Here is a 24,978-nt window from a genome sequence, read left to right on the forward strand (position 1 = left end):
TGCATGAGTGTGGGGGCACAGGAGCACCACCCACCCGCACGGGCAATGACGCCCATGCGCAGGCTATTTGGGAGGTATGTTGCGCTTCCTTCACGCAAACCCTCTGCGCGGCCGTCTTCTGCACGGACGCCGCCGCTCCCGCCCGCTCCTCCGCCGTGTCGCCCTCACCGGGGTCACCCTGCTGGCCGCCACCGCCGCGATACCCGGGGCTGCCGCCCAGGACCGCGGATCCGGCCACTCCGGCGGCGGTCTGTCCGCCGTCATCCGGTACACCGAGAACGGCATCCCGCACATCCTGGCCCAGGACTACGCCCATCTCGGTTTCGGCACCGGCTGGGCGCAGGCCGCCGACCAGGTGTGCGTGCTCGCCGACGGTTTCCTGACCGTCTCCGGGGAGCGCTCGCGGTGGTTCGGCCCGCAGGCCGCGCCCGACGGATCGCTCTCCTCCGCGGCCGGGAACCTCTCCAGCGACCTGTACTTCAAGGGCGTCCGCGATTCCGGCACCGTGGAGAAGCTGCTGGCCACGCCCGCGCCGGCCGGGCCGGGCAAGGAGGTGAAGGAGCTGATGCGGGGCTGGGCCGCCGGCTACAACGCCTGGCTCGCCCAGAACAGGATCACCGACCCGGCCTGCAAGGGCGCGGCGTGGGTGCGTCCGGTCACCGTCACCGATGTCGCCGCCCGCGGGTTCGCCGTCTCGGTCCTCGGCGGCCAGGGCCGCGCCGTCGACGGCATCACCACGGCGCAGCCCCCGGGAACGGGCGTCCGTACCGCCGCTCCGGGCGCCCGGGACGAGGTCGATCCGGGCACCGCGGCCGAGGCGGCCCGGGAGTTCTTCGACACCACCCGATACGACATGGGGTCCAACGCCGTGGCCTTCGCCGGTTCCACCACCGCGAACGGCTCCGGCCTGCTGCTGGGCAACCCGCACTACCCGTGGCAGGGCGGCCGCAGGTTCTGGCAGTCGCAGCAGACCATCCCCGGCGAGCTGAACGTCTCGGGCGGCTCGCTGCTCGGCACCGCCGTGGTGAACATCGGGTTCAACGAGAAGGTGGCCTGGAGCCACACCGTGGCCACCGGCACCCCCGTCAACCTGCACCAGCTGGCCCTCGATCCCGCCGATCCGACCGCCTACCTGGTGGACGGGAAGCCGGAGAGGATGACCGCGCGCAGGGTCAGCGTCCAGGTGGCGGGCGGCGCCCCGGTCACCCGGACCCAGTGGTGGACCCGCTACGGCCCGGTGGTCTCCAACCTCGGCGGCGGCCTCCCGCTGCCCTGGACCACGACTACCGCCTACGCGCTGGCCGACCCCAATGCCGCGAACCTGCGGGCCTCCGACACCGCCCTCGCCATGGGCAGGGCCCGTTCGGTCGCCGGCATCCAGGACGCCCTGCGGCGGACGCAGGGCCTGCCCTGGGTCAACACGGTCGCGGCCGACTCGGCGGGCGGCACCCTCTTCACCCAGTCCCAGGTGCTCCCCCGCATCACCGACGAGCTCGCCGCCCGCTGCTCGACCCCGCTCGGCCGGGCTACGTACCCGTCCTCGGGGCTGGCGGTGCTGGACGGTTCGCGCGGTGACTGCGCACCCGGCTCGGACCCGGACGCGGTCCAGCCCGGGGTGTTCGGTCCGGGGAAGGCGCCGACGCTCCGCGACGCCGCGTACGCGGAGAACTCCAACGACAGCGCCTGGCTGGCCAACGCGGGGAAGCCGCTCACCGGCTACGAGCGCATCTGGGGCAATGTCTCCACCCCGCGCTCGCTGCGCACCCGGGGCGCCCTGGAGGACGTCTCCGCGATGGCCGCCCGGGGCGGGCTGACGGTGCCGGACCTGCAGAAGCAGCAGTTCGCGAACCGGGTGCCGGCCGGTGACCTGGCGGCGGCCGACGCGGCGAAGGCCTGCGCTGCCCTGCCGGGCGGTACGGCCACGGGCGGCGACGGCGCGGCCGTGGACGTCTCGGCGGCCTGCGGGGTACTGGCGGCCTGGGACCGCACGGCCGACAGCTCGAGCCGCGGAGCGCTGCTCTTCGACCGGTTCTGGCGGAAGCTGACCGCGGGCACGGCGGCCAAGGACCTGTGGCTGGTGCCCTTCGACGCGGCCGATCCGGTCCGGACGCCCCGGACCCTCAATCAGGCGGCGCCCGGGATCGGGCGGGCCCTCGCCGACACGGTCACGGAGCTGAGGGCGGCGGGCATCGCGCCGGACGCCCCGCTCGGGGAGCACCAGTTCGTGGTGCGCGGCGGGCAGAAGCTGCCGGTGGGCGGCGGTACCGAGGCGCTGGGCGTCTGGAACAAGATCGAGGCTCCGTGGAACGCGGCGGCCGGCGGCTACCCGGAGGTCGTGCACGGCTCCAGTCACATCCAGGCGGTCGGCTGGGACGGGGGCCGCTGCCCGGTGGCGCGCACCTTGCTGACGTACAGCCAGTCCTCGAACCCGAACGCCGCCGACTACGCGGACCAGACGCGGCTCTTCTCCCAGGAGCGCTGGGTGAAGGCACGGTTCTGCGAGTGGGACATCCTCACCTCTCCGCAGCTGAAGGTGGTCTGGCCGCGCGAGCGGCGCTGACGCCCCGCGCGCGTACGGCCTTCCGCCTCCCGTGCGGGGAGGCGGAAGGCCGTACGGGAGGCGCGGCGCGTTCAGGGGCTGACGGCGAGGAACAGGTAGGCCGCCAGGATCACGATGTGTACGCCGCCCTGGAGCAGCGTGGCGCGGCCGGGGACGATGGTGAGGGCGCCGACGACGACGGTCAGTGCGAGGAGCACCATGTGCAGGGGTTCGAGCCCGAGCACCAGCGGCCCGGAGAGCCAGACCGAGGCCAGCGCGATGGCCGGGATGGTCAGGCCGATGCTGGCGATGGCGGAGCCGTAGGCCAGGTTGAGGCTGGTCTGCACGCGGTCCCGGCGGGCGGCGCGGACGGCGGCCAGGGTCTCGGGCGCCAGGACGAGCAGGGCGATGATCACACCGACCACGGCGTAGGGCAGACCGAGGTCCGCGACCCCCCGTTCGATGGTCGGGGAGACGGCCTTGGCATTGCCGACGACGGCGACGAGTGCGACGAGCAGCAGGCCGAGGCTGATCAGGGCGGCGCGTGCGGTGGGCGGCTCGGCGTGCTCGTCCTCCTCGCCGGCGGCCGCCGCCGCGGCGGCCTGCGCGGCCTCCTTGCGGATCCGCTTGGTGTCGACGGGCAGGAAGTAGTCGCGGTGACGGACCGTCTGGACGGCGATGAAGAGCCCGTAGAGGGCGAGCGAGGCCACGGCGGCGAAGGCGAGCTGGGCCGTGGAGAACTCGGGGCCGGGCTTGCTGGTGGTGAAGGTGGGCAGCACGAGGCTGAGTACGGCGAGCGTGGCGACGGTGGCGAGGGCCGCTCCGGAGCCCTCGGCGTTGAAGACGGCGACGCGGTTGCGCAGGGCCCCGACCAGCAGGGACAGGCCCACGATGCCGTTGCACGTGATCATGACGGCGGCGAAGACGGTGTCGCGGGCGAGGGAGGCGGTCTTGTCCCCGCCGTCGGCCAGCAGGGTGACGATGAGCGCCACTTCGATGACGGTGACGGCGACGGCGAGGACCAGGGAGCCGAAGGGTTCGCCGACCCGGTGCGCGACGACCTCGGCGTGGTGGACCGCCGCCAGCACCGCTCCGGCCAGGCAGAGCGCCACCAGGGCCACCGCGAGCGAGGGCAGATCGCGTCCCCAGCTGAAGACGAGCGCGACGAGCGCCACCACGGGGACCACGACGGTCCAGTCGGTCAGGGGGGTTCTGTGCGTTGCCGTACTCATATCAGCCAACTTGCCAGAACTGTCCCGTCCGTGCGGTGCAACGACCGCCTTCACGCCCCTGACGTGGCACTTCTCACGAAACTCCGGGCGTGGCGCGCCGGCCCCGAAGGGCCGGCGCGATGCTCACATCGCGCGGTCGTGACCCTCCCAGTAGGGGTCGCGCAGCCGGCGCTTGTACAGCTTGCCGTTGGGGTCGCGCGGCATCGTCTCGATGAAGTCGACCGTCTTGGGCCGCTTGTACCCGGCCAGTTGGCGCTCGCAGTGGTTCAGGATCTCGGCCGCCAGCGCGTCGCCCGCCACGAAGCCCTCGGCGGGCTCGATGACCGCCTTGACCTCCTCGCCCCAGGAGGGGTGCGGGATCCCGAAGGCCGCGGCGTCCGCGACCGCCGGATGGGTGAGCAGCGCCGACTCGATCTCCGCCGGGTAGATGTTCACCCCGCCCGAGATGATCATGTCGATCTTGCGGTCGCGGAGGAAGAGGTAGCCCTCCTCGTCCATCAGGCCGAGGTCTCCGACGGTGAAGAAGTCACCGATGCGGTTCTTCTTCGTCTTGCCCTCGTCCTTGTGGTAGCTGAAGCCGCCGGTGTTCATCTTGATGTACACGGTGCCGAGTTCACCGGGGGGCAGCCGCTCGCCGTCGTCGTCGAAGATCGCGAGCTCGCTGATCGGCCAGGCCTTGCCTACGGTTCCCGGCTTCTTCAGCCAGTCCTCGGCCGTCGCGAACGCACCGCCGCCCTCGCTGGCCGCGTAGTACTCCTCCACGCACCGGCCCCACCAGTCGATCATCGCCCGTTTGACGTGGTCGGGACAGGGCGCGGCGCCGTGGATGGCGTGCCGCATGGAGGAGACGTCGTACGCGTCCTTCGTCTCCTGCGGGAGCGCGAGGAGGCGGTGGAACTGCGTCGGGACCATGTGGGTGTGCGTGCAGGCGTGCCCGTCGATCAGGCGGAGCATCTCCTCCGGGGTCCACTTGTCCATCAGGACCAGCGGGTGCCCGATGTGCAGGGCGGCGGCCGCGAACTGCAGGACCGCCGTGTGGTAGAGCGGCGAGCAGACCAGGTGGACGTTGTCGTCGAAGGCCCGGATGCCGAAGATGCCGAGGAAGCCGCCGAGGTACGTCTCCTCCGGGAGCTTGCCGGGCAGCGGGCGCCGGATGCCCCGCGGCCGGCCCGTGGTGCCGGAGGTGTAGTTCATGACCCAGCCGAGCGTCCGGTCGGCGGGGACGCCCGAGGACTGTCCGTCGAGCAGCTCACCGTACGAGCGGAAGCCCGCGACGGCTCCGACCGCGTAGCGGTGGCTCGCGGGCAGGCCCGCCTCGTCGGCCGCGGCGGTGGCGGCGTCGGCGAACCGCTCGTGGGCGATGAGGACCTTGGCGCCGGAGTCGGAGACGATCCAGGCGATCTCGGGGCCGACGAGGTGGTGATTGACCGGGACGAGGTAGAAACCGGCCTGCGAGGCGGCCAGGTAGGCGGTGAAGAACTCGACGCTGTTGGGGAGGACGACGGCGAAGACGTCGCCCTTCTCCAGCCCGGCGGCGCGCAGTCCGTGGACGAGACGGTTGACGTCGGCGTGCAGCCGGTCGGCGGACCATTCCTCGCCCTCGGGGGTGACCAGGACCGTGCGGTCGGGGTCGGCGGCGGCCTGCGCCCAGAACCCGTTGGGGGGTGTATCGGTCATCCTGTCCGCTCCTCAGGCTCGGCCGGCGATACGGGTGATGCGGTCGATGGCGCGCTCGAAGCCGCTGGTGAGGTCGTCGAAGACCGCCTGGACGCTGCGCTCGCTGTTCATCCGGCCGACGATCTGGCCGACGGGGGTGCCGAGCAGCGGCTGGATCTCGTACTTCTGGATCCGGGACACGGCCTCGGCGACGAGGAGGCCCTGCAGGGGCATCGGCAGTGCCCCGGGGCCCTCCGGGTCGTCCCAGGCGTCGGTCCACTCGGTGCGCAGCTGCCGGGCCGGCTTGCCGGTCAGCGCGCGGGAGCGGACGGTGTCCGCGGAACCGGCGGCGAGCAGCTTCTCGGTGAGTGCCCGGGAGTGCATGTCGGCTTCGGTGGTGGTCAGCCAGAGGGAACCGAGCCAGGCACCCTGGGCGCCGAGGGCGAGTCCCGCGGCGATCTGCTCACCGCTGCCGATGCCGCCGGCGGCGAGGACCGGGAGCGGGGCGACGGCCTCGACCACCTCGGGCACCAGGACCATGGTGGCGATGTCCCCGGTGTGCCCGCCGGCCTCGTAGCCCTGGGCGACCACGACGTCGATGCCCGCCTCCGCGTGGCGGCGGGCGTGCTTGGCGCTGCCTGCGAGGGCGGCGACGAGCACGCCGTGTTCGTGGGCGCGCGCGATGACGTCGGCGGGCGGGGAACCGAGGGCGTTCGCCAGGAGTTTGATGGGGTAGTCGAAGGCGACGTCGAGCTGGTTGCGGGCGACCTGTTCCATCCAGCCGGTGATGCGCCAGCCGGAGGCCTCGCCCTCGGCGAGCTCGGGCACGTGGTGCTTGGCGAGGGTGTCGCGGACGTACTCGCGGTGCGCGGCCGGGATCATCGCCTCGATGTCGGCCTCGCTGATGCCGTCGACGGCCTTCTTCGCGGGCATGACGACGTCGAGTCCGTACGGTTTGCCGTCGGTGTGCTCCTGCATCCAGTCCAGGTCGCGCTTGAGGTCGTCGGGGGCCGTGTAGCGGACCGCCCCGAGCACGCCGAATCCGCCCGCGCGGGTGATGGCAGCGGCGACCGCCGGGAAGGGCGTGAAGCCGAAGATGGCGTGCTCGATTCCCAGTTTCTTGCTCAGCTCCGTCTCCATGGGCGGCAGGATGCCGCAGCCGGGCCGTCGAGGGAAGAGATTTTCTGATGCAGCGTCAGATTCTTTGCGGGCCGGTCGCTGCGGGAGGTGCGGGACGGGCGGGCAGATACTTCAGGAGGGCGCGACGGTGGACGGGAGGACCGGCATGGAGGAACGGACGGCAACCGGGAACGACGGTGGGACGGGGTGTTCCGGCCGCGGGAACGGCGTACCGGCGGCGGGCGCTGACGGCCTGACGGCGGCGAGCGACACGGCTTCGGCGGCGGGCCGCGGCGGTGGCGTGGCGGGCCGCGACAGTGCCGTCGCGACGGGCGGGGGCGGGAGCGGCGCGGGCGGCGCCGACGCGGACCACGACAGCGACGGCGGCAGCGGCAGCGGCGCCGGCGACGCCGGCCGCGGGCTCAGTCGGCGGCGGCTCGGTGCCCGGCTGCTCGCGCTGGGCGGTGTGCTCGTACTCCAGGCCGCGCTGCCGGGGGCGGCGGGAGCCGTCGGGGGGCCCGCCGAGCGGCGCGCACTCCAGGGACTTCGGCTTCGGTACGGCTCCGCCCGCCAGGCGGGACTGCTGGAGAAGCATCTCGAAGGGGTGGCGGACGAAGCCCGCCGGTTCCTCGGGCCCTCCCCCGAACACCCTTACTACGCCGGGGCCGTGGTCCTCGCCGGCCGGGGCCGTACGGTGGCCCTGCACCGGGCGATGGGCGACGCCGTCCGGTACGCCGACTACGACGGCCGCACCGACCGGGCCCGGGAGTTCCCGGCCGCCGAGCGCATCGCGATGACGGAGGACACGGTCTTCGACCTTGCCTCGCTGTCGAAGCTGTTCACCTCGCTGCTCGCCGTGCAGCAGATGGAGCGCGGGAACCTGGACCTGGAGGCGCGGGTGAACCGGTACCTCCCCGAGTTCACCGGCGGGGGGAAGGAAGTGATCACCGTCCGCCAGCTCCTCACGCACACCTCGGGGCTGCGGTCCTGGGCCCCCTTCTACCAGGAGCCCACCCGGGCGGGGCAGTTGAGACTGCTGTGGTCGGTGAGGCCGCAAGAGACGCCTGGGACGGTCTACCGCTACTCGGACCTCAACCTCATCGCCCTCCAACTGCTCCTGGAACGGATCACTGGTCACACTCTGGATCTCCTGCTCCAGGACGAGATCACCGCTCCACTCGGGATGCACCGCACTCGTTACAACCCACCGCTCTCCTGGCGCCGGGTCACGGCCGCCACCGAGGTCCAGCGCCCGCCCTGGTCCGGACTCGACCGCGGACTCGTCTGGGGCGAGGTCCACGACGAGAACGCGCACGCGCTCGGCGGCGTCGCCGGCCACGCCGGCGTCTTCGGCACCGCCTGGGACCTGGCCATCCTCGCCCGCACCCTGCTCGACGGCGGGGTCTACGCCGGCAAGCGGATCCTGCGCCCCGCCTCCGTCGAGCTGCTCTTCACCGACTACAACACCGCCTTCCCCGGCGACGACCACGGACTGGGCTTCGAGCTCTACCAGCACTGGTACATGGGCGCCATGGCCACCCCGCACTCCGCCGGCCACACCGGCTTCACCGGCACCTCCCTGGTCCTTGACCCCTCCACCGACTCCTTCCTCGTCCTGCTCGGCAACTCCGTGCACCCCGTCCGCACCTGGCGGGCCGGCAGCGCCCCCCGCGTCGCCGTCGGCAACCGCTTCGCCCGCGCCGTCCCCGTCCGCACGAAGCACGGCGGACCGGCCTGGTACTCCGGCATGGAGACCGGAGCCGGCGGCACCCTCACCCTGCCGCCGCTCACCCCGTCCACCGGCTCCGCCCGCCTGCGCTGCGCGCTGTGGTGGGACACCGTGCCCGGCGCGGGAGCCCTGCACGTGGAGGCCTCCGCCGACGGGCAGAGCTGGGAGCCGCTCCCCTTCACCACCGTCCGCACCACTGGCGGAGCCGCCGAACAGTGGCCGGACGGCTCCGTCGCGGGCTGGTCGGGGCGCATCTGGCACCGCCTGGAAGCCCCGCTCACGGCCTGGGCCGGCCGGGAGGTCCGCCTGCGCCTGCGGCACACCGCGCAGGGCCGGTACGTGGGCCGCGGGGTCTACGTCGACGTCCTGCGCGTCGCGGAACCCACCCGCCTCCTCTTCGCCGAGGACCGCCCCACCGACGCGTCCCGCATCGAGGCGACGGGCTGGTCCCGATCGGCGGACTAGGGCCTGCCGTCGAAATCCCGTCGTCGCCGAAGGGCGAACCGGGCCCCGCCCGTCAGCGCAGGTGGGCCCGTTCGTCCATGTGCCGGGTGGGTACGGTCCGGAAGAGCAGGGGGGAGACCGGGCCGTACGCGATGTTGAACGTGTCGAGCCGGTAGGTCCACTGGTCGGCGTGGCCGCCGCCGAAGCGGTAGTTGACCTGCCAGCGCAGCCACTGCCCGCGCGCGAGCCGCACGGCCGGCGGCCGGCGCCATCTGCGCGGAGCCCCGTACGGGGTCACCGCGGGCAGGACCCGGAGCAGGCCGCCCGCCTCGTCCAGTCGTACGCCACCGTCCCCGGCGGCCCCGCCGTCCGCGGGCAGGCCTTCGCGCGTCGTGCACCGGGGCCGGAATCCGTCGCACTCGTGCATCTCCACCTCGTGCACGAACGGCGGCGCCACGAACGGCGGGCCCACGAACGGCGGCCCCATGGGCGGCAGATCGAAGGCCACCGGCACGGCGCCGCGCCGGGCCGCGCCCTGCCCGCCGCGCGACTGTCCGGTCCACGTCGTACGCACCCGTTGGATCACGGTCTCCATGCCACCAATGCTGCGCACGACCTCGGAGGGCCGCCACCGGGTATGACAACCGTGCCCCCGAGCGTTCCCATTCGCTGGGGGGAGTCGTTGACCATTCAATACATGACCCCCTACGACACCGACGACACGAAGGCGGGCGGAGCCACATGAGCGACATCGACTGGGACAACCCGATCGACCCCAAGCCGGGCTGGACACTGGATCACGTCAAGCTGTACGCCGGATCGGGCGGGACGGAGGGGCAGTTCTGGAACAACACCCAGACCCTGCTGCTCACCACCGTCGGCCGCAAGTCCGGCAAGCCGGTGCGCACCCCCCTCATCTACGGTGAGGACGAGGGCCGCTACCTCATCGTCGCGTCCAAGGGCGGCGACCCCGCGGACCCGCTCTGGTACCGCAACCTCACCGAGCACCCCGAGGTCCGGGTCCAGGTCGGCCCCAGGATCGTGCAGGGCATCGCGCGCACCGCGAACTCCGAGGAGCGTGCCGCGTTCTGGCCGCTGATGGTCAAGCACTGGCCCTCGTACGACGAGTACCAGACCAAGACCAGCCGGGAGATCCCGATCGTCGTGATCGACCCCGTCGCCTGACCGGAGACCGGCAAGGGATCGGCCAGGGATCGGCCGGGGACCCGTGGACCGGCCCGCGTCAGTGCCCCAGCACCGCCATCGCCGCGTTGTGGCCGGGGACCCCGCTGACGCCGCCGCCCCGGACCGCGCCCGCACCGCAGAGCAGGACGTTGCGGTGGGCGGTCTCCACGCCCCATCGGCCGCCCTGGCCGGCGTACGGCCAGGACAGGTCCCGGTGGAAGATGTGGCCGCCGGGCAGACGCAGTTCGCGCTCGAGGTCGAGCGGGGTCTTGGCCTCGATGCACGGGCGGCCGTCGGCGTCGAAGGCCAGGCAGTCGGTGAGCGGTTCGGCCAGGTGGGCGTCGAGCTGGGCGAGGGTGGCGGTGAGCAGTACCTCCCGCGCGCCCTGGTTGTCGTGTCCGAACAACCGCGCCGGGGTGTGCAGTCCGAAGAGGGTCAGGGTCTGGTAGCCCTGCTCCGCCAGCTCGCGCCCCAGGATCGTCGGATCCGTCAGCGAGTGGCAGTAGATCTCCGAGGGCGGTACGGAGGGCAGTTCCCCGGTGGCGGCCTCCGCATACGCCCGCGCGAGCTGTTCGTAGCCCTCCGCGATGTGGAAGGTGCCGCCGAAGGCCTCGCGCGGGTCCACGGAGGTGTCGCGCAGCCGGGGCAGCCGCCGCAGCAGCATGTTGACCTTGAGCTGGGCACCCTCGGCGGCCGGCGACACGGGCTCCTCGCCCAGCAGTTCCGCCAGGGCCTGGGGCGAGGCGTTGACGAGCACCACCCGCCCGGCCACCCTGCCCTCTCCCGCCGCCGTCCGGAAGATCACCTCGGCCGGCGCCGTCGTACCGTCCGTGTCGATGCGCAGCGCCTCGTGCCCGGTGGCGATCTCCGCCCCGGCCGCCCGGGCGGATGCCGCCAGCGCGTCGGTGAGCGCGCCCATGCCGCCGACCGGTACGTCCCAGTCCCCGGTGCCGCCGCCGATGACGTGGTAGAGGAAGCAGCGGTTCTGGACCAGACCGGGGTCGTGGGCGTCGGCGAAGGTGCCGATCAGGGCATCGGTGAGCACCACCCCGCGTACCAGGTCGTCGGTGAACTCCCGCTCGACCGCCTCCCCGATCGGCTCCTCGAACAGCATTCGCCAGGCCGCCTCGTCGTCGACCCTCGCGCGCAGCTCCGCGCGTGTGGGCAGCGGCTCGGTCAGCGTCGGGAAGACCCGCTCGGCCACCCGCCCGGTGGTCCCGTAGAAGGCGCGCCAGCTCTCGTACTCCCGGTCCGAGCCGGTCAGCCGCGCGAAGGACTCCCGGGTGCGCGCCTCGCCGCCGCCGACCAGCAGCCCGCCGGGGCGTCCGGCGCGCTCGACCGGGGTGTACGAGGAGACCGTGCGCCTGCGGACCTCGAAGCTCAGCCCGAGCTCGCGCACGATCTTCGCCGGGAGCAGCGAGACCAGGTAGGAGTACCGGGAGAGCCGGGCGTCGACCCCCGCGAACGGCCGGGTGGAGACGGCAGCCCCGCCGGTGTGGCCGAGCCGCTCCAGGACCAGCACCGAGCGGCCGGCCCGGGCCAGGTAGGCGGCCGCGACGAGGCCGTTGTGGCCGCCGCCCACGATCACCGCGTCGTACACGTCATGCCCGAAGCCCCGCGAGGTCGTCATGGCTCTTGGTAACACACCTGGCCCAGCCGCTCCAGACAGTGGGCCTCGTCGGCGTGGGCGGCGACCGTGTCGGGGTGGTCGTCGCCCAGGGACCGTTCGCGGATGCCGGAGAGTTCCCGGTACACCGGCAGCGCCTCGTCCCAGCGGCCCAGCCGGCCGAGCCCGACCGCGAGTTCGCGGCGGCTGACCAGCGTGTCGGGGTGTTCGGCGCCGAGGGCGCGGGCCCGCAGCGCGGCCACCTGCCGGGCCTCGGCCACCGCCTCCTCCCAGCGCTCCAGACGGCCGAGGTTCACCCCGAGGACGTGCCGGGCCCGCAGTGTCTCCGGGTCGGCGGCCCCGTAGGCGCGGGTGCGGTCGCGGACCAGCTCCCGGAACAGCTCCAGGGCCTCGGCCGAGCGCCCGGTGCGGCCGAGCGCGATGCCGGCCTCGTACCGGGCGGCCAGCGTGTCGGGGTGGTCCCGGCCCAGCACGCGCTCCCGGACGGCCGCGATGCGCCCGAACGCCTCCAGGGCCTCCTCCCAGCGCTCCAGGCGGCCGAGCGCGTACGCCACCTCGTACCGGGTCAGCAGCGTGTCCGCGTGCTCCGCCCCCAGGACGGCCGCCCGGTCGGCGGCGACCTCGGCCGCCTCGGCGTGGGCCTCGGCGAAGCGGCCGAGGGCGCCGAGGGCGCAGGCCAGGTTGTGCCGGCAGCGCAGGGTGTCGGGGTGGATCCGGCCCACGGTCCGCTCGCGGGCGGCGAGCACCGCGCGGTAGCCGTCGTACGCCTCCTGGTGGCGGCCGAGCAGGCCCGTCTCGTACGCCGCCTCCTGCCACGCGGCCAGGGTGTCGGGGTGGTCGGCGCCGAGCTCTCGGGCCCGCCCCTCGGCCACGGCCGCGTACACCGCGAGGGCCTCCTCGGTACGGCCGGCCCGGCTGAGGGCGAAGGCCCGGGTGTGGCCGGCGTCGAGCGCGGCGGGGCCGGTGGGAGCGGCGCCGGGCCCACGCGGGAGCCCGTAGGCGGCGGTGAGCCGCGGGTCCTCGGCCGGACGCGGGCGTACGACGACGGGCACGACCGGTGCGGGCGCGACGGAAGCCGTCCCGCCCGGGGCCGGCCCGGCCGCAGACCCGGCGGGGAGCGCCGCGCGGGCAGCCGAACCGGCGGGGAGCGCCGCGCGGGGCCCGGCCGGGGGTGCGGCGGGGAGCTCGCGGCTCGGGCGCGCCGACGTCCAGGAGCCGGTGAGGACGGCCCACTCCCCGCTCGCGGGACGGGCCTCGAGGCCGGCCTTGCGTCCGGCGGTGATCCCCCCGGCCCAGTCGGGCAGCGGCGGGTGCGCGCCGGGTGCGACGGCGGGGCCGAGCCGGGCTTCGACCAGCCGGCGGTGCAGGTGGCGGGCGTCGCCCGGCCGGTCCTCGGGGCATTTGGCCAGCAGGTCGAGCACCAGCCGCTCGAAGTAGCCGGGCAGCTCGGGGCGGTGCTGACGGGGCGGCACGGGCGCGGTGTCGCGGTGGCCGACCAGGACGGACCAGGAGTCACCGAGGTCGAAGGGCGGGGCCCCGGTGGCGATCTCGTAGAGGACGCAGCCGAGGGAGTAGAGGTCGCTGCGGTGGTCGACCTCGCCGCCCGCGATCTGCTCGGGCGACATGTAGTGCGGGGTTCCCATGGCCATGCCGCCGCCGGTCAGCTTCGCGGTGAACCCGATGTCCGCGGCCAGCCGGGCGATGCCGAAGTCGCAGATCTTCACCGTGCCGTCGGTCAGCCGCATGATGTTGGCGGGCTTCAGGTCGCGGTGGACGACGCCCTGGTCGTGGGTGTAGCCGAGGGCGGCCGCCATCTGCTCGGCGATGTCGACGACCACGTCCACGGGGAGGGGACGCGCTTCGTTGTCCTCCAGGAGCTGGCTGAGGTTGCGGCCTTCGAGCAGTTCCATGACGAGGTAGAGGGGGCCGCCGGCCGCGCTGTCGTCGCCGAAGTCGTGGACGACGGTGACACCGCGGTGCTGGAGGGACGCGGCCACGCGCGCCTCGCGGCGGAAACGCTCGCGCAGCACCTGGGTGAAGTGGGCGTCCTGTTCGGGCCCGATCGGCTTGAGGCATTTGACGGCGACCTGCCGACCCAGGGACTCGTCCCGGGCCCGCCACACCTCTCCCATGCCGCCGCGGCCGATCAGATCGAGCGACCGGTACCGGCCCTGGATCAGTCTGGACTCCGCCATGTCTTGAAGTCGCCCCCGTGTGTCGCGCTACGCCCTCCCCGGCCGATCCAGTATGGCCGCTGATGTACGCAGTGTGTACGGCGCGGGGCGGCTCCCGGGGCCCATGCGGCGCATCGCTTTCAAGATGTGACCTGGCGGCAGCTGCCAGCGCAGACCTGCGGGAATGCTGCGCAGCAGGCTACCGGTGAGACGCAGGCGACGCGTGACGCTGCGTGGGGCCGGTGCGGGACGGCCGTACAGCTGGTGCGCGTACGCGGGGAGCGATCCGTAGGCGAGGGAGGCGAACGGGCGCCACACCAGGTTTCGGCCAGGGACCAGGAGGGGATGGACGGGCGGCCCGCACAGGAAGGCGTCGACGGCCCGGGCATCGGGACCGGCGGCGAGCTCGGGGCGGACCCGCTCGAAGTAGGCCGCCAGCTCCGCGGTGCAGGCGGGCACCCCGGACAGGTCGAGTCCGACGAGGCGGGCGTTGACCCGGTTCTCCGCCACGTAGCGGTCCGCCTGGGCGGGAGTGAGAGGGATGCCGGAGCGGCGCAGGATGTGCAGGAAGCTGTCGATCTGGGCGCAGTGGATCCACAGGAGCAGCTCGGGATCGTCCACGGGGAACCGCGCTCCGGTGGCGGGATCGGTGGCGGACAGCATGCGGTGGATCCGGCGGACGCGGGCCCCGGCCCGTTCGGCGGCTTCGGTGGTGCCGTAGGTGAGGGTGCCGACGAAGTCGGCGGTGCGCAGCAGCCGCCCCCAGGCGTCGCCCCGGCCGTTCGCCCCGCTGAACGCGGCGCTGTTCTCCATGACCCCGCGCACGGCACGCGGGTGCAGGGCCTGGAGGTAGAGCGCGCGGACCCCGGCGATCCACATCATCGGGTCGCCGTGGCACTGCCAGGTGACGGAGTCGGGTCCGTAGAGCCCCGGATCGGGTCCCCCCGTGGCGCCGGTGTCCCCCATGGCCCGCCCCTCCTTCCGTACCCGTCGCCCGGTCTGCTCGGGCTGCTCGGTTCACCCGGCTCGCCCGGCCCGCGCTTCCAGCATTCCACCGGACGGCCGTCCGTACGCGCCACTAGGCTTGCCCGCCGGCGGACCGCACCCGCCCTCCCCTCCCAGAGGAGCACGCGCATGCGCAGGGAAACGGGCCCGGGCAGGACGGCAGACGCGGCCGCGCCGCCGTCCGGCGGACAGCTCGACGGCATGGTGGCCGTGATCACGGGCGGCTCCGCCGGTATCGGCCTGGCCACCGCGCACCGCTTCGTCCGGGAGGGGGCCCGGGTCTTCATCACCGGCAGACGGCCGGCCGAACTCGCCTCGGCGGTCCGGGAACTGGGCGCGGGCGCCGTCGCCGTACCCGGTGACGCCTCCCGCGTGGCGGACCTGGACCGGCTCTACGCGGCGGTGGCGGCCGCGGGCTGCGAGGCCGTCGACGTACTGGTCGTCAACGCGGGCGGCGGACCGTCCGGCGGCTTCGCCGAGTTCACCGAGGAGCAGTTCGACGCGACCTCGGACCTGAACTTCCGGGGGGCCTTCTTCACCGTCCAGCGGGCCCTGCCGCTGCTGCGCGACGGCGCATCCGTCGTCCTGCTGGGCTCGGCCACCGGCTCCTCGGCGTCCATGCGGTACGGGGTGTACGCCGCCACGAAGGCGGCCGTACGGTCCCTCGCGCGCAGCCTCGCCCTGGACCTCGCGGGGCGTGGCATCCGGGTGAACACCCTCAGCCCGGGCCCGATCGACACCCCCGCCCTGGCCCAGGCGCCGGCCGCCGTACGCGAACGGGCGACCGCCGGGGTCCCGCTCGGCCGGGCCGGGCGTCCCGAGGAGGTCGCGGCGGCGGCGCTGTTCCTGGCCTCGCGCGAGAGCAGCTTCGTCACCGGGGTGGAACTGTTCGTGGACGGCGGGGCGGGCCAGGTCTAGGGCAGCCATCGCCCGGATGGCCCTTCAGCCCGCGGCCGGGGTGAACTCCACGAGCAGGGACTTCGGTCCGCGGGTGAAGACGCCCTCCGCCGCCGGGTCGTAGCCCTGGGCCGGCCGGACGCCGGGCATCGCGTCGAGGAGCTGGTTGGTGGCGATCTCCACCTCGGCCTTGGCCAGCAGCGCACCGACGCAGAAGTGCCGTCCGAGCGCGAACGCCAGGTGGTCCGCGGCCGCGGAGAAGGCGGTGGTCGCCGTCAGGTCGTCGCGGAACAGGTCGAAGCGGTCCGGTTCCTTGTAGCGCGCGGGGTCGCGGTTGGCAGCGCCGATGAGGCAGGTGACCGTGGCGCCGGCCGGGACGGTGCCACCGCTCATGCTCACGTCGACGGCGGTCTGCCGCATGATCATGTGGACCGGCGGGGTGTACCGCAGGGTCTCCGCGAAGGCGCGGTCGATGAGTCCGCGGTCCCGCTGCACGGCGGCGAGTTGCTCGGGGTTGGCCAGGAGGTTCGCGAAGAGGCCGGCGATGGCCTTGTCGGTGGTTTCGGCGCCCGCCGTGAGCAGGAGGCTGCAGAACGCCTTGATGTCCTCGTCGCTCATGCTCACGCCGTCGACCTCGGCGGTGCACAGTGCGGACAGCAGGTCGTCCCCGAGGTGTTCGCGCCGGTGGCCGATGACCGGCAGCATGTACGCGGCGAACTCGGCCTGGGCCCGCGCGCCCGCCGCCGCCTGTTCCGGATCTCCGGACAGGTTGGCGATGAAGGCCACGAAGGCCCGGTACCAGCCGCCGAGGGCCCGCTGGCCGGAGCGGTCCAGTCCGAACATGTCGGCGATGACCGAGATGGGGAAGTGGGAGGCGAATCCGCTCACCAGGTCCACGGACCCGGTGTCGCGGAACGCGTCGATCAGTTCGCGGGCGTTGCGCTCGATGACCGGAACGACCTTGTCCCGCAGCTCGTTGCCGCGGAAGGCCGGGGCCACCAGGGCGCGTCGCGTGGCGTGTTCGCGGCCGCTCATCTGAAGCAGGGTCTTCCCGTGCACGGGCTCGGCCTGCCACACGTAGTTGTCCGTGGTGAAGAGGGATTCCTTGTCCCTGAAGGCCCGTGCGACGTCCTCGTAGCGCGAGATGATCCAACTCTGCGTTCCCTCGTGCCAGATGAGGGGCGCGTTCTCCCGCATGGCCCGGTAGGTCGGATAGGGGTTCTCGGCGAACTCCCGCGAGAGGATGTCCGGGACTTCGTGCGCGGCGGTCATGGATTTCCCCCATCGGCTCGGCCTGGCGGCTGTCCTGAGGTGCCACGGGCCATCGTCACCGCGATGCCCGGTCGTACTGCCACAACGCTGTCTGCGAGCACCTTCAAGGAAACCGCACGCCGCACACCTCCGCCAGGGCTCGGACGGGGTGCACGCGTGAGCGTGCGCACGCGCGGGCAGGCATGCGCACAACCCCGGGCGGTCCTCAGCAAGTACGACGCAGCCTGTCCCATCCCCTCCCCGTGCCTCGGTCGGCGACCGGATGAGCGCCGACAATCCGTGTCACAGACGGGTCAGCGGCGAACTCGGGGCATGCCGAGGCCGATCCACGAGATGATCTCGCGCTGGATCTCGTTGTTGCCGCCGCCGAAGGTGAAGATGACCGCACTGCGGTAGCCGCGCTCCAGTTCGCCGTGCAGGACCGCGCCCGCCGAGCCGTCCTTGAGGAAGCCGGCCGCGCCGACCACCTCCATCAGCCAGGCGTACGCGTCCCTGCGCGCCTCGGAGCCGTAGACCTTGACGGCGGAGGCGTCCTGCGGGGTGAGGGTGCCGTCCTGAACGGCGTTGACCATCTGCCAGTTGAGCAGCTTCATCGCGTCCAGGCGCGCGTGGGTGCGGGCGAGGCGGCCGCGGACCCAGGAGAGGTCGATGACGCGGCGGCCGTCGGAGAGTTTGGTCTCCGCGGCCCAGCGCTGGACGTCGTGCAGGGCGCGGATGGCCATGGTGCCGTGGGCGGCGAGGGTGACGCGCTCGTGGTTGAGCTGGTTGGTGATCAGCCGCCAGCCCTTGTTCTCCTGGCCGACGCGGCGGCTCGCGGGGACGCGGATGTCCTCGTAGTAGCTGGCGGTGGTGTCGTGCGAGGCCAGGGTGTTGATGAGGGTGCAGGAGTAGCCGGGGTCGGAAGTCGGTACGAGGAGCATGGTGATGCCCTTGTGGGCGGGGGCGTCCGGGTCGGTGCGGACGGCGAGCCAGACCCAGTCGGCGGTGTCGCCGTTGGTGGTCCAGATCTTCTGCCCGTTGACCACGTAGGTGCCGGTCTCCTCGTCGCCCTCGCGCACGGCCTTGCACTTGAGGGCGGCGAGGTCGGTGCCCGCGTCCGGCTCGCTGTAGCCGATGGCGAAGTCGATCTCGCCGGCGAGGATCCTGGGCAGGAAGTACGCCTTCTGCTCGTCGGTGCCGAACTGCATGATGGTCGGCCCGACCGTGTTGAGAGCCATCAGCGGGAGCGGTACGACGGCCTGCGCTGCCTCGTCGAAGAAGATGAACTGGTCCATGGGCGACATGCCGCGCCCGCCGTACTCCTTGGGCCAGCCGACCCCGAGCCAGCCGTCCGCACCGAGCCGCCGGATCGTCTCCCGGTAGAAGCGCTTCTGCGCGGCCGGGTCCTCGTACCTCGCGTAGACGTCCTCGGGTACCAGTTCGGCGAAGTAGGCGCGCAGCTCGGTGCGCAACTGCTGCTGCTCGGGCGTGTATTCGAGGTGCACGGCCCCTCCGGGTCTCTCGTGGCTCAGGCTCTCGCGGTCGTCCACCGCCACCGCGGGGGGGCAGACTAGAACCTGTTCCAAGAATCCGGAAGGGTCGGCGGTCCACCACCCCGCTTCCCGCGCGCTCCGCACGGGTCAGGACCTTGATGTGCCCCCGGCCGGCGCGGGGAGGCGAAGGCCGGCGGGGCCCGTCTCCCCGGTGACCAGGCGGGCCGCGCCGATGCGGCCCTCCGCGAGGCGGTCGGGGGTGGCGCCGAACTCGGCGGGCGGGCAGCGGCGACGCCTGCTCCGGCCTCCGACGAAACACCGCACGCGGCGCACCTTCATTGCCGGCGCGGCCGCCTCCCACTCAGTGGGACGTCACCCGCGGACCGCGGATCAGCCGTAGAAGAAGACGTAGTCGAAGTACACGAGGTCGCGTATTCCGTCGAAACAGAACGTGCCCGTCGGCACGACGTTCAGACCCTCCTCGAGGGCGCGCTTGTCGTACGTGTCGCTCTGCCGCCAGGCTGCCGCGGACGGGACGTACGGCTTCAGCTTCCCGGGCAGGGTGGACAGCGCCGCGCCCTCGAAGTTGTGTGCCGGATCGCGCAGGATGCGGTTCGCCGTGCCGGGCTTGAGGTGCGCGATCCCCACGAGGCGCACCCGGGTCTCCGGGCTCGGCACGGTCTGCCGCTCGGTGTTGGACTCGTCGATGTTGTATCCGAGCCAGTGCGCATCGGACAGGTCGCCCAGCGCGGTCCAGAAGCGGCGGTTCAGCGGATCGAGGTCGGTGCGCACCTTCTCGCTGTCCTCCTCCGCGGGCCAGAACGTGTAGCCGAGCCCGCCCCCCAGGAGGAGCAGCGGGGCCCCCACTTTCAGAAGGAACCGCCGTCTGTTGGTGTGACCCCGCTGCGTGTCCATCAAGCCCCCCGGTACCCGTTCGGTCAGTTCAGGGCGCTGATCATAGCGGTGGCCGTCGCCGTCATCGCCTCCCGTGCGGCGGTCAAATACGGGCGCGGGTCCGCCGGGGTCAGGTGGGTGCGGATGGCCTGTGTCATCGCCACGTTGAGCGCCGTGCCGATGTTGACCTTGCGGATGCCGCCGGCCACCGCCGCGGCGAGTTCCGCGTCCGGCAGACCGGAGGATCCGTGCAGTACGAGCGGCACCTCGACGGTCTTGGCGAGGCGTCCGAGCAGCGCGTGGTCCAGGGCGGCGGTCCGGCTGGTCATGGCGTGGCTGCTGCCGATCGCCACGGCCAGCGCGTCCACTCCGGAGTCGGCGACGAACCGCCGCGCCTCGTCGGGGTCGGTACGGGCGCCGGGCGCGTGCGGGTCCAGCGGCGCGGCCCCGTTCTTGCCGCCGACCTCGCCCAGCTCGGCCTCGATCCAGAGCCCGTTGACGTGGGCCCAGTCGGTGGCGGAGCGGGTGGCCTCCAGGTTCTCGGCGTAGGGGAGGTGCGCGGCGTCGTACATGACCGAGCTGAAACCGGCGTCCACGGCCTGGCGGAGCAGTTCGGAGCTCTTGACGTGATCCAGGTGCAGGCCGACGGGCACCCCGGCCCCCTCGGCGACGGCGACGGCCGCGCGGGCGATCGGCAGCAGCCGCCCGCCCCGGAACTTGACCGCGTTCTCGCTCAGTTGGAGGACGACGGGAAGTCCGGCCGACTCGGCGCCCGCGACGACCGCTTCGGCGTGCTCCAGCGTGATGATGTTGAAGGCGGCGACGGCGCGGCCCTGGGCGGCGGCATCCAGGACCAGCCCGCCGGCGGAGACCAGGGTCATCGGACCGCCTCCTCACCCGTGGTGAGGATGACCGAGCGGGTTAGGTTGCGCGGCGCGTCCGGGTCGAGCCCCTGGTGGGCGGCGACGGCGACGGCCAGGCGGTGTACGCGGACCAGCTCGGCGAGCGGGTCGAGGTGCCCGGCGACCCACTGGGCTCCGGTCCCCCGGACCTGATCGGCGAGGCCCTCGGGGGTGTCACCGAGCGACCAGGTGACGGTGCCGGGCGCGGAGACGCTGATGGGCCCGTGCCGGTACTCCATGGCCGGGTAGGACTCGGCCCAGGCCAGCGAGGCTTCGCGCATCTTCAGCGCGGCCTCGTTGGCGAGTCCGACGCTCCAGCCGCGACCCAGGAAGGTGAACTGGCCCCGGGTCTCCAGCTCGGCGGGCAGCGGCTCCGTGAGCGCGGCGCGCCCGTCGGCCACGACGGACGGGCTGTGCAGGCCGACGTGGGCGCGCAGCAGGGTGAGGGCGGTGGTGGCGAAGCGGGTCTGCACGACGGACCGCTCGTCCGCGAAGTCCAGTACGACGAGCTCGTCGGCGAGGGTGATCACGGGGGTGGCCGGGTCCCCGATGACGGCGGTGGTGGGTACTCCCGCGTCGCGCAGCCCGGCCAGCAGGTCGAGAACCTCGGTGGTGGTCCCGGAGCGGGTCAGCGCGACGACCCGGTCGTAGCGCCGGTGCCGGGGGAACTCGGACGCGGGGAAGGCGTCGGTCTCGCCCGCTCCGGACTCCTCGCGCAGTGCGGCGGCGGCCTGGGCCATGTAGTACGAGGTCCCGCATCCGACGATCGCGGTGCGCTCCCCCGGCTGCGGCAGCGCCGCCCGGCGCTCCGGGGCCAGTGCGGCGGCCCGCTCCCAGCATGCGGGCTGCGTGCCCAACTCGTACGCGACATGGCTCATGGCGGCTCCCTGGCGTGGTGCGTGGACCTGAATGCGTGTTCTTGCAAGATAGTGCCGACTTTCACGCAACTTCAAGCATCTCAAGGATGATCTCCTGCGTTAATGTCGACGCGTAGGCCAAGAGAGACCATCGACGCGAACAATCAGGCGACGACCGAAGCCGAGACCGACGCCAAGACCGAAGGGGCGGCCGATGACCCGCAAGGAACGCTGGCAGACACTGCTGGACCTGCTGGTGGAGCGGGGCGAGCTGGAGGTGGAGCCCGCCGCGGAGGCCCTCGGCGTGTCCGCCGCCACCATCCGGCGCGACCTCGACCAGCTCGCCGAACAGCAGCTGCTGGTCCGTACGCGCGGCGGCGCCGTCCTGCACGGGGTCTCGTACGAACTCCCCCTGCGCTACCGGACCTCGCGCCGGGCCGCGGAGAAGCGGCGCATCAGCGAGACCGTCGCGGCGCTGATCGTCCCCGGTGAGGTGATCGGGCTGACCGGCGGCACCACGACCACCGAGGTGGCGCGGGCCCTGGCCGCCCGGCCCGACCTCGCCACCGGCTCCCCCGCCCTCACCGTGGTCACCAACGCCCTGAACATCGCGGGAGAGCTGGTCATCAGACCGCAGTTCAAGATCGTGCTGACGGGCGGCGTGGCCCGGCCCCAGTCCTACGAGCTCACCGGCCCGCTGGCGATGGAGGTGCTCGGCCAGCTCTCCGTGGACACCGCCGTCGTCGGGGTGGACGCCTTCGACCCGGCCGACGGAGCCGCCACCCGCCACGAGGACGAGGCGGCCATGAACCGGCTGCTCTGCGAGCGGGCCCGCCGTGTGGTGATCGCGGCCGACTCCAGCAAGCTGGGCGTCCGCGCCTTCGCCCGCATCGTGGCGACGGACGCGGTGGACGTCCTGGTGACGGACACCGGCCTGTCCCCGTCGGTCGCCGGGGCCTTCGAGGCGGCGGGCGTGGAGGTCATCCGCGTCTGAGCGGCTCCGCGCCGGCGGCGCCGTCGGGGGCAGGACCCGCAGCAGGACGCCACGGGGCAGGGCGTGGCCGGCCGGGGACCGGTGGAAGCGGTCGAAGGCGAACGGGTGGTCCCCGCCGGGATTCCCGGCCCGCCGTCGCACACCTCGACGACGGTGAGCCCGTCGGGCTCCCCTGTCTCCACCCGCGCCGTGCCCCCGGAGGCGGATTCACCGCGTTGCCGACCAGGTTGGCGATCGGCCCGCCGCGCCAGCCGCTCGGTCAGCCCGTCGGGCCGTACGTCCTCGGTGCGCGGCGGCTCCTTCCTGTATTGGGCCACCCAGCCTGACGGAAACGGTGGGGCCCGGCCCGCTGCCCCCTGGTGGTGGGGCCGGTCAGCCGGCCGGGACGGGTGTTCCGTACGCACGGTCGGATACGTCGGATCCAGCGGATACGCCCGCCGGCGGCGGGTCGCGGACCTGCTCAGTGCGTGGGGAGACGGCCCGCCTCGCGGGCCAGTGCCGCCAGGACCGGGGCGATCAGCGGATGCGTCTCCGCGCCGCGCCGGGTGGCGGCGAAGACACGGCGGGTCGCCGCCGGACCGGCCACGGGCCGGACCTGGACCCCCTTGAGCTCCATGCCGCGCAGCGCCGAGCGGGGCACCAGCGCGACACCGGCGCCCGCGCCGACCAGGGCGACCACGGCCCGGAAGTCGTCGGAGGAGTGCACCAGCCGGGGCTGGAAGCCCGCGAGTTCACAGGCGAGCTGCATGACGTCGTGGCAGGGATTGCCGGGGTACTGGCCCACCCAGTCCGCGTCCGAGAGGTTGGCCAGCGGCACCTCGGGCAGGTCGCCGAGGGGGTGCCCGGCGGGCAGGACCGCGTCGAAGGGTTCCGCGTACAGCGGGAGCACGGACAGCCGGCCGTCGCCGGCTCCGGGGGCGCCCCGGTACTCGACGGCCAGCGCCACGTCCGCCTCGCCGTCGAGCAGCAGCGGCAGGCTCTGGTCGCCCTCCGCGTCGCGTACGCGCAGCCGGATCCCGGGGTGTTCGACGGCGAGCCGGGCGATGGCCGGGGCCAGGACCTCGGCGATGCCGGTGGCGAAGGCCGCCACGGTGACGGCGCCCGCCGAACCGCCCGCGTAGGCGGCGAGTTCGGCCTCGGCCCGCTCCAGCTGCGCCAAGACCTCGTGGGCGTGCCCGAGGAGGATCTCGCCGGCCGCGGTGAGCCGTACGCCCCGGCCGCTGCGGGTCAGCAGTGCGTGCCCCGTCTCCTGCTCCAGCGCCGCGAGCTGCTGGGAGACGGCGGAGGGGGTGAGGTAGAGGGCTGCGGCAGCGGCGGTCACCGTACGGTGGTCCGCCACGGCCCGCAGGATGCGCAGCCGGCGGGGGTCGATCACCCTGCCATTCTCGCAGCTCGCGGACTCGGCACGGGCCGCACCGCGATCGACCCGAAGCCCGCCGCCACCAAGATCACGAACCGCACTCGAGACCCGGTCGGACACCGGCCCAAGCATGCGCTCCCGACGCCCCACCGAGCCGTCCCGGCCCCGGCCGGGCACACACGACCGAGGGCGGCCGGGTCCGGGAGCCCCGCACCGTATCGGACCGGACCGGAGTCCTCGCCGGGGATCAGGCCTCGGAGCCCGACAGGTACGACCGGGCACGATCCGCCCGGCGGGCACGGCCGGGCGGGCACGCGCACCAGGGCCCGCCCGGAGGTGTTGCTCGGACCGGGCGGGGCGGTGGCCGGGGTCAGGCCTTGGCGGTCGGCGAGGTCGCCAGGGCCGAGCGGGCGTCGATGAAGGCCGCCACCGCGCGCTCCACGTCGGCCGTCGAGTGGGCCGCCGAGAGCTGCACGCGGATCCGCGCCGCGCCCATCGGCACCACCGGGTAGGAGAAGCCGATCACGTAGACCCCGCGCTCCAGCAGCAGCTCCGCCATCCTGGCCGCCTCCGCCGCGTCGCCGATCATGACGGGGGCGATCGCGTGGTCGCCGGGCAGGATCTCGAAGCCGGCCTCGGTCATCTTCGTACGGAAGAGCGCGGTGTTCGCGGCGAGCTGCTCGCGCAGGTCCCCGGCCGACTCCAGCAGGTCGAGGACCTTCAGGGAGGCGGCCGCGATGACCGGGGCGAGGGAGTTGGAGAAGAGGTACGGGCGCGAGCGCTGGCGCAGCAGCTCGACGATCTCGGCGCGCGCCGCGACATAGCCGCCGGAGGCTCCGCCCAGCGCCTTGCCGAGGGTGCCGGTGATGATGTCCACCCGGTCCATGACCCCGTGCAGCTCGGGGGTGCCGCGGCCGCCGGGGCCGACGAAGCCGACGGCGTGCGAGTCGTCGACCATGACCATGGCGTCGTAGCGGTCCGCGAGGTCGCAGATCTCCGCGAGCGGGGCGACGTAGCCGTCCATGGAGAACACGCCGTCGGTGACGATGAGCCGGCGGCGGGCGTCCTGCGACTCCTTGAGCCGGGTTTCCAGCTCGGCCAGGTCGCGGTTGGCGTACCGCAGGCGGCGGGCCTTGGACAGACGGATGCCGTCGATGATCGAGGCGTGGTTGAGGGCGTCGGAGATGACCGCGTCCTCGGGACCGAGGATGGTCTCGAAGACTCCGCCGTTGGCGTCGAAGCAGGAGGAGTAGAGGATCGTGTCCTCCTGGCCGAGGAAGGCGGAGAGCCGCGCCTCCAGCTCCTTGTGCACCTCCTGCGTACCGCAGATGAAGCGTACGGAGGCCATTCCGTAGCCCCAGCGGTCCAGGGCCTCCTTCGCGGCGGTGACGACCTCGGGGTGGTCGGCGAGGCCGAGGTAGTTGTTGGCGCAGAAGTTGAGCACCTCACCGGCGGTGCCGCCCGAGGTCACCGCGACGGCGGCGTTCTGCGGGGTGCCGATGACACGCTCCGGCTTGTGCAGGCCGGCGGCGCGGATCTCGTCGAGGGTGGTGCGGAGGTCGTCGCGGACGGTCTCGAACATGTGCGGTGCTCTCTTTCTGCCGGTGCGCCGGAAGGAGA

Annotated in this window: 19 protein-coding genes; 5 read left to right on the plus strand and 14 right to left on the minus strand. The window is 73.2% G+C overall.

Annotation, left to right across the window (positions count from 1 at the left end; translation table 11 throughout):
• Positions 1-76: 76 nt before the first annotated feature.
• Positions 77-2,560 (plus strand): penicillin acylase family protein, encoded by a 2,484-nt coding sequence (locus OG389_RS03930; protein WP_328297045.1) that lies wholly within the window; start codon positions 77-79, stop codon positions 2,558-2,560.
• A gap of 71 nt (positions 2,561-2,631) precedes the next feature.
• Here OG389_RS03930 and OG389_RS03935 read toward each other — a convergent pair whose 3' ends face one another.
• The 3 genes from OG389_RS03935 to OG389_RS03945 all read right to left on the minus strand — a co-directional run bounded on the left by OG389_RS03935 (position 2,632) and on the right by OG389_RS03945 (position 6,567).
• Positions 2,632-3,771 carry a calcium:proton antiporter gene (locus OG389_RS03935; RefSeq protein ID WP_328297046.1) on the minus strand — a complete coding sequence of 380 codons (1,140 nt, stop codon included), beginning with the start codon at positions 3,769-3,771 and terminating at the stop codon, positions 2,632-2,634.
• Positions 3,772-3,894: 123 nt separating this feature from the next.
• Positions 3,895-5,448, minus strand: coding sequence for an acyl-CoA synthetase (locus OG389_RS03940; RefSeq protein ID WP_328297047.1), 1,554 nt, complete (start codon positions 5,446-5,448; stop codon positions 3,895-3,897).
• A 12-nt stretch (positions 5,449-5,460) separates the two neighbouring features.
• On the minus strand, positions 5,461-6,567 hold the full coding sequence (locus OG389_RS03945; RefSeq protein WP_328297048.1) for a nitronate monooxygenase: 1,107 nt from the start codon (positions 6,565-6,567) through the stop codon (positions 5,461-5,463).
• Between the two features lie 127 nt (positions 6,568-6,694).
• Between OG389_RS03945 and OG389_RS03950 the strand changes: the two genes are divergently transcribed.
• A complete protein-coding gene (locus OG389_RS03950; protein ID WP_328297049.1) occupies positions 6,695-8,740 on the plus strand; it encodes a serine hydrolase in 2,046 nt (681 codons plus the stop codon).
• Positions 8,741-8,792: 52 nt separating this feature from the next.
• Here the strand turns inward: OG389_RS03950 and OG389_RS03955 are convergent, their stop codons facing one another.
• A complete protein-coding gene (locus tag OG389_RS03955; protein ID WP_328297050.1) occupies positions 8,793-9,314 on the minus strand; it encodes a hypothetical protein in 522 nt (173 codons plus the stop codon).
• Between the two features lie 146 nt (positions 9,315-9,460).
• Here OG389_RS03955 and OG389_RS03960 point away from each other — a divergent pair, with 146 nt between their 5' ends.
• Entirely contained in the window at positions 9,461-9,904 is a 444-nt protein-coding gene (locus OG389_RS03960; protein WP_328297051.1) for a nitroreductase family deazaflavin-dependent oxidoreductase, read from the plus strand.
• A gap of 58 nt (positions 9,905-9,962) precedes the next feature.
• Here the strand turns inward: OG389_RS03960 and OG389_RS03965 are convergent, their stop codons facing one another.
• Genes OG389_RS03965 through OG389_RS03975 form a run of 3 tightly spaced genes read right to left on the minus strand, consistent with a single transcriptional unit; the run spans position 9,963 to position 14,671 of the window.
• Complete coding sequence (locus OG389_RS03965; RefSeq protein WP_328297052.1) at positions 9,963-11,534, minus strand: phytoene desaturase family protein; 1,572 nt, start codon at positions 11,532-11,534, stop codon at positions 9,963-9,965.
• On the minus strand, positions 11,531-13,726 hold the full coding sequence (locus OG389_RS03970; RefSeq protein ID WP_328297053.1) for a serine/threonine-protein kinase: 2,196 nt from the start codon (positions 13,724-13,726) through the stop codon (positions 11,531-11,533). The genes OG389_RS03965 and OG389_RS03970 overlap by 4 nt, the downstream gene beginning before the upstream one ends.
• Before the next feature lie 27 nt (positions 13,727-13,753).
• Positions 13,754-14,671 carry an oxygenase MpaB family protein gene (locus OG389_RS03975; protein WP_328297054.1) on the minus strand — a complete coding sequence of 306 codons (918 nt, stop codon included), beginning with the start codon at positions 14,669-14,671 and terminating at the stop codon, positions 13,754-13,756.
• A gap of 168 nt (positions 14,672-14,839) precedes the next feature.
• On the opposite strand from OG389_RS03975, the gene OG389_RS03980 reads away from it, so the two are divergent.
• Positions 14,840-15,628: an SDR family NAD(P)-dependent oxidoreductase gene (locus tag OG389_RS03980; RefSeq protein WP_328297055.1), complete on the plus strand. Its 789-nt coding sequence runs from the start codon at positions 14,840-14,842 to the stop codon at positions 15,626-15,628.
• Positions 15,629-15,652: 24 nt separating this feature from the next.
• On the opposite strand, the gene OG389_RS03985 is transcribed toward OG389_RS03980, so the two are convergent.
• From OG389_RS03985 to OG389_RS04005, 5 genes are all read right to left on the minus strand, one after another.
• Positions 15,653-16,879: a cytochrome P450 gene (locus tag OG389_RS03985; protein ID WP_328297056.1), complete on the minus strand. Its 1,227-nt coding sequence runs from the start codon at positions 16,877-16,879 to the stop codon at positions 15,653-15,655.
• A gap of 293 nt (positions 16,880-17,172) precedes the next feature.
• On the minus strand, positions 17,173-18,363 hold the full coding sequence (locus OG389_RS03990) for an acyl-CoA dehydrogenase family protein (protein WP_328297057.1): 1,191 nt from the start codon (positions 18,361-18,363) through the stop codon (positions 17,173-17,175).
• Between the two features lie 378 nt (positions 18,364-18,741).
• Positions 18,742-19,218, minus strand: a complete 477-nt coding sequence (locus tag OG389_RS03995) for a hypothetical protein (RefSeq protein WP_328297058.1) — start codon at positions 19,216-19,218, stop codon at positions 18,742-18,744.
• Positions 19,219-19,289: 71 nt separating this feature from the next.
• Positions 19,290-20,126 (minus strand): class II fructose-bisphosphate aldolase, encoded by an 837-nt coding sequence (locus OG389_RS04000; RefSeq protein ID WP_328297059.1) that lies wholly within the window; start codon positions 20,124-20,126, stop codon positions 19,290-19,292.
• Positions 20,123-21,025: an SIS domain-containing protein gene (locus tag OG389_RS04005; protein ID WP_328297060.1), complete on the minus strand. Its 903-nt coding sequence runs from the start codon at positions 21,023-21,025 to the stop codon at positions 20,123-20,125. The genes OG389_RS04000 and OG389_RS04005 overlap by 4 nt, the downstream gene beginning before the upstream one ends.
• 193 nt (positions 21,026-21,218) lie before the next feature.
• Between OG389_RS04005 and OG389_RS04010 the strand changes: the two genes are divergently transcribed.
• On the plus strand, positions 21,219-21,998 hold the full coding sequence (locus tag OG389_RS04010) for a DeoR/GlpR family DNA-binding transcription regulator (RefSeq protein WP_328297061.1): 780 nt from the start codon (positions 21,219-21,221) through the stop codon (positions 21,996-21,998).
• 460 nt (positions 21,999-22,458) lie between these two features.
• Here OG389_RS04010 and OG389_RS04015 read toward each other — a convergent pair whose 3' ends face one another.
• Both OG389_RS04015 and OG389_RS04020 read right to left on the minus strand, forming a co-directional pair.
• Positions 22,459-23,373, minus strand: coding sequence for a LysR family transcriptional regulator (locus OG389_RS04015; protein ID WP_328297062.1), 915 nt, complete (start codon positions 23,371-23,373; stop codon positions 22,459-22,461).
• A 355-nt stretch (positions 23,374-23,728) separates the two neighbouring features.
• The gene (locus OG389_RS04020; protein ID WP_328297063.1) at positions 23,729-24,940 is read right to left on the minus strand and encodes a glycine C-acetyltransferase; all 1,212 of its coding nucleotides are present in this window, start codon (positions 24,938-24,940) and stop codon (positions 23,729-23,731) included.
• Positions 24,941-24,978 lie beyond the last annotated feature (38 nt).

The sequence above is a fragment of the Streptomyces sp. NBC_00435 genome, assembly GCF_036014235.1.
Lineage (GTDB): Bacteria > Actinomycetota > Actinomycetes > Streptomycetales > Streptomycetaceae > Streptomyces.

Excerpts from the sequence above, each read along its gene's own strand:
- OG389_RS03955 (WP_328297050.1), bottom strand. The coding sequence starts at position 9,314 with ATGGAGACCGTGATCCAACGGGTGCGTACGACGTGGACCGGACAGTCG.
- OG389_RS03940 (WP_328297047.1), bottom strand. The coding sequence starts at position 5,448 with ATGACCGATACACCCCCCAACGGGTTCTGGGCGCAGGCCGCCGCCGAC.
- OG389_RS03985 (WP_328297056.1), bottom strand. The coding sequence starts at position 16,879 with ATGACCGCCGCGCACGAAGTCCCGGACATCCTCTCGCGGGAGTTCGCC.
- OG389_RS03970 (WP_328297053.1), bottom strand. The coding sequence starts at position 13,726 with ATGGCGGAGTCCAGACTGATCCAGGGCCGGTACCGGTCGCTCGATCTG.
- OG389_RS03935 (WP_328297046.1), bottom strand. The coding sequence starts at position 3,771 with ATGAGTACGGCAACGCACAGAACCCCCCTGACCGACTGGACCGTCGTG.
- OG389_RS03965 (WP_328297052.1), bottom strand. The coding sequence starts at position 11,534 with ATGACGACCTCGCGGGGCTTCGGGCATGACGTGTACGACGCGGTGATC.
- OG389_RS03945 (WP_328297048.1), bottom strand. The coding sequence starts at position 6,567 with ATGGAGACGGAGCTGAGCAAGAAACTGGGAATCGAGCACGCCATCTTC.
- OG389_RS03960 (WP_328297051.1), top strand. The coding sequence starts at position 9,461 with ATGAGCGACATCGACTGGGACAACCCGATCGACCCCAAGCCGGGCTGG.
- OG389_RS04010 (WP_328297061.1), top strand. The coding sequence starts at position 21,219 with ATGACCCGCAAGGAACGCTGGCAGACACTGCTGGACCTGCTGGTGGAG.
- OG389_RS04000 (WP_328297059.1), bottom strand. The coding sequence starts at position 20,126 with ATGACCCTGGTCTCCGCCGGCGGGCTGGTCCTGGATGCCGCCGCCCAG.
- OG389_RS04005 (WP_328297060.1), bottom strand. The coding sequence starts at position 21,025 with ATGAGCCATGTCGCGTACGAGTTGGGCACGCAGCCCGCATGCTGGGAG.
- OG389_RS03975 (WP_328297054.1), bottom strand. The coding sequence starts at position 14,671 with ATGGGGGACACCGGCGCCACGGGGGGACCCGATCCGGGGCTCTACGGA.
- OG389_RS03980 (WP_328297055.1), top strand. The coding sequence starts at position 14,840 with ATGCGCAGGGAAACGGGCCCGGGCAGGACGGCAGACGCGGCCGCGCCG.
- OG389_RS03930 (WP_328297045.1), top strand. The coding sequence starts at position 77 with ATGTTGCGCTTCCTTCACGCAAACCCTCTGCGCGGCCGTCTTCTGCAC.
- OG389_RS04020 (WP_328297063.1), bottom strand. The coding sequence starts at position 24,940 with ATGTTCGAGACCGTCCGCGACGACCTCCGCACCACCCTCGACGAGATC.